Below are 2,478 nucleotides of genomic sequence, written 5' to 3' on the forward strand. Positions count from 1 at the left end.
TGAGCTTTATCGCAAGATGAAAAGAAAGAACCAAATAAGGTGGTCAAAAGCTACGCGGAACTGGGAGAAAGTGGGTGACGTTAAGTTGAACCCGGAGAAGGAAAAACAAGCAGCTTAAATGCTCAGGCGACAACTACCTTGAAAAACGCCGAAAATAGAAAGAGTTTCCATTGGCTAAATTTTTCCAAAATAGTGGTGATGGCCTCTCTTGCATAAGAAGACCTAAAACTTACTGCTTTAGTGCCCGTGATATTGCCCAGCGCGTTTTTCTAGTAAAGCTTTCACTGCCTCTAAGTGATCTTCTGTTTGATGCAGACCAGCTTGAACTTTTGCACATTGGTCTAGCATTTCAGGTAATTTGAGTCGTTCACTTTGACGTAGTAGCTTCTTAGTGGCTCGAACGGCAAGAGGCGGGTTTGAAGCGATGCTATGTGCGATTGAAAGTGCGCGCTCAAGCATGTTTGAAGTTTCGATGCACTCAGACACCATCCCCCAAGATAGCGCTGTTTGAGCATCAACCATATCGCCAGTCAGTGCCATTTGGCTGGCTTTTGCTATGCCAATAATTCTTGGCAAGAACCACGCGCCGCCGTCTCCCGGAATGATGCCAAGTTTGACAAAGCTTTCGGCAAAGCGGGCTTTATCGGAAGCGATGCGAATATCGCACATCATTGCCAGGTCACAGCCTGCACCGACTGCGGCGCCATTTACGGCGGCAATAACGGGGATCTCGATATTCCATAAGGACAAAGGAATACGCTGAATTCCGTTTTTATAGCTTTGTTCTATTTCTTCTTTATTGCCGCCAAACATATCAGTTTTATTGAGCATATCTTTGACATTGCCGCCGGCGCAGAAACTCTTTCCTTCTCCGGTCAGCACCATGACGCGAATTTCGCTGTTATTGTTTGCTAAATCGCATACACGCTCGATTTCTTCAACCATTGCTTCGTGAGACATCGCATTGTGAATATCAGGTCTATTCAACGAGACAAGCAAGACGTGCCCGTCTTGTTGAACGCGTAGCTCTTTAAAGGTTTGCATATTGTGCGAAAGGTCGATTAGGTTGGTCATGCTTGGCCCGTAATACAGTTTCTATGTGTCTTGCTCAATACGGAGAAATTCTTGTTTGAGGTCGACTAGTTTGCTGGCATCACTTAGCTTTGGCAGTGCTGACAGTGAGTGGTCGGTTTGTAGCAGTAAGGCTTCATTCTTGTCGACAAGTATATTTAACATCTCATGTTCTTGAGCCTTAACCTGATACATGTTCTGCATGGTCGCGACATTGCTTTGGAAGGTTGATAAGACCTCTGCCGAGTCACGATATAAAGCATTATTGCTAAGTGCACTTTCAAGGCGAGTAGCATTTTCCAGGAGGGTTTCTGTATGTTCTAGATTTTGTTTTAGTTCTTGTCGAAGTCGATCAAGGCGTGCTTGATCTTGAGCGAGTTGGTCCTGATTTTCGTCGAGCAGCAAGCGATGAATAACTACAGTTACGCCGTTCACAAATTGTTCGAGGATTTTATCTTTAAAAGGAAGGTCGTCGACGATGCTACTGCGACTTTTGACGATCTTGAAAATCTCGCCTTCAAGCATTCCCACTAGGCAGCCAATATCGTAGGCTTTTTCTGGTAGATCTTCCCTTTGCGTAATTGAAAGGTTGTCTTTGGCGACAACTGTCATCAGATTGAGTATGCACTTGGCTTGCATAGATCGAGCTTCGATTAGATCCACGATGGCTCCTTAAGTAAAGAGTAATGCGAGACGAGATAAAAATAAGAGTCTAGCTGAAACCCTCAAACTTATGAATAACTAATAGGTAGCATTTGTGATATGGAAGATTATACATCGGTAACATAAGCTGCCATGACGGACGAACTTGTTATGTTTTGCTTAGACTCCCTCATTAGCGATAAGGTCATCGCCATCTAAAAGAGGTTGATTGAGTTGATGAGTAATACAGCCGAGAATATGTTGATAAAGATCATAAGCGGGGCTGTTATCCAGAATACCGGATTCACTGGAGAGCCAGAATAAGTCTTCACTATCGCTGTTCAGCTTGTTCGTGGTCTGCTCTAGCTGGAGGCCGCGAGCTCGTAAGCGTTTGAATTCGTTGCAGGGGAGCGAAAGTAAAATTCGGTCATCGAAGCGTAAACGTGCAAGAGAGAAGGCTGCCAGATACATTGCTTCTGAAAAACTGTACTTTTTGGCTTCGGTGTCGCAATACTCGGGGTTGATGCTAAGTCGAGATATTTCGCACAAAGATAAATGGCATCCAGAGGAAAATACCTGATCGATAAACCCTAGTGAGCAGGAGTTTGCCCTTTGGCAGGGCAAGGTGGGTTGCGCTGATAAGCTTTCAACTGAGTGGCTGATACGTATGCAGGCAATATATTGTCTGCTGCTATTCTCTTGAAGGAGCAGGTGTGTCGAGTTGTGGTCATATTGGTCAATGACCTGCTCAACATGAGTGAGTCC

General features: G+C 44.8%; 3 protein-coding genes. All 3 read right to left on the reverse strand.

Annotated features, from left to right (window positions below; genetic code table 11):
* Positions 1-237: 237 nt before the first annotated feature.
* Positions 238-1,074: a crotonase/enoyl-CoA hydratase family protein gene (locus A3757_RS18320; RefSeq protein WP_231872162.1), complete on the reverse strand. Its 837-nt coding sequence runs from the start codon at positions 1,072-1,074 to the stop codon at positions 238-240.
* Between the two features lie 21 nt (positions 1,075-1,095).
* A complete protein-coding gene (locus tag A3757_RS18325; protein WP_068514174.1) occupies positions 1,096-1,734 on the reverse strand; it encodes a hypothetical protein in 639 nt (212 codons plus the stop codon).
* Positions 1,735-1,893: 159 nt separating this feature from the next.
* On the reverse strand, positions 1,894-2,478 hold a 585-nt coding region (locus tag A3757_RS18330), incomplete at its 5' end, for a GNAT family N-acyltransferase (protein ID WP_156506403.1).

The organism is Oleiphilus sp. HI0117 (assembly GCF_001635235.1).

Coding starts and splice junctions, on each gene's coding strand:
- A3757_RS18320 (WP_231872162.1), bottom strand. CDS start 1,074: ATGACCAACCTAATCGACCTTTCGCACAATATGCAAACCTTTAAAGAG.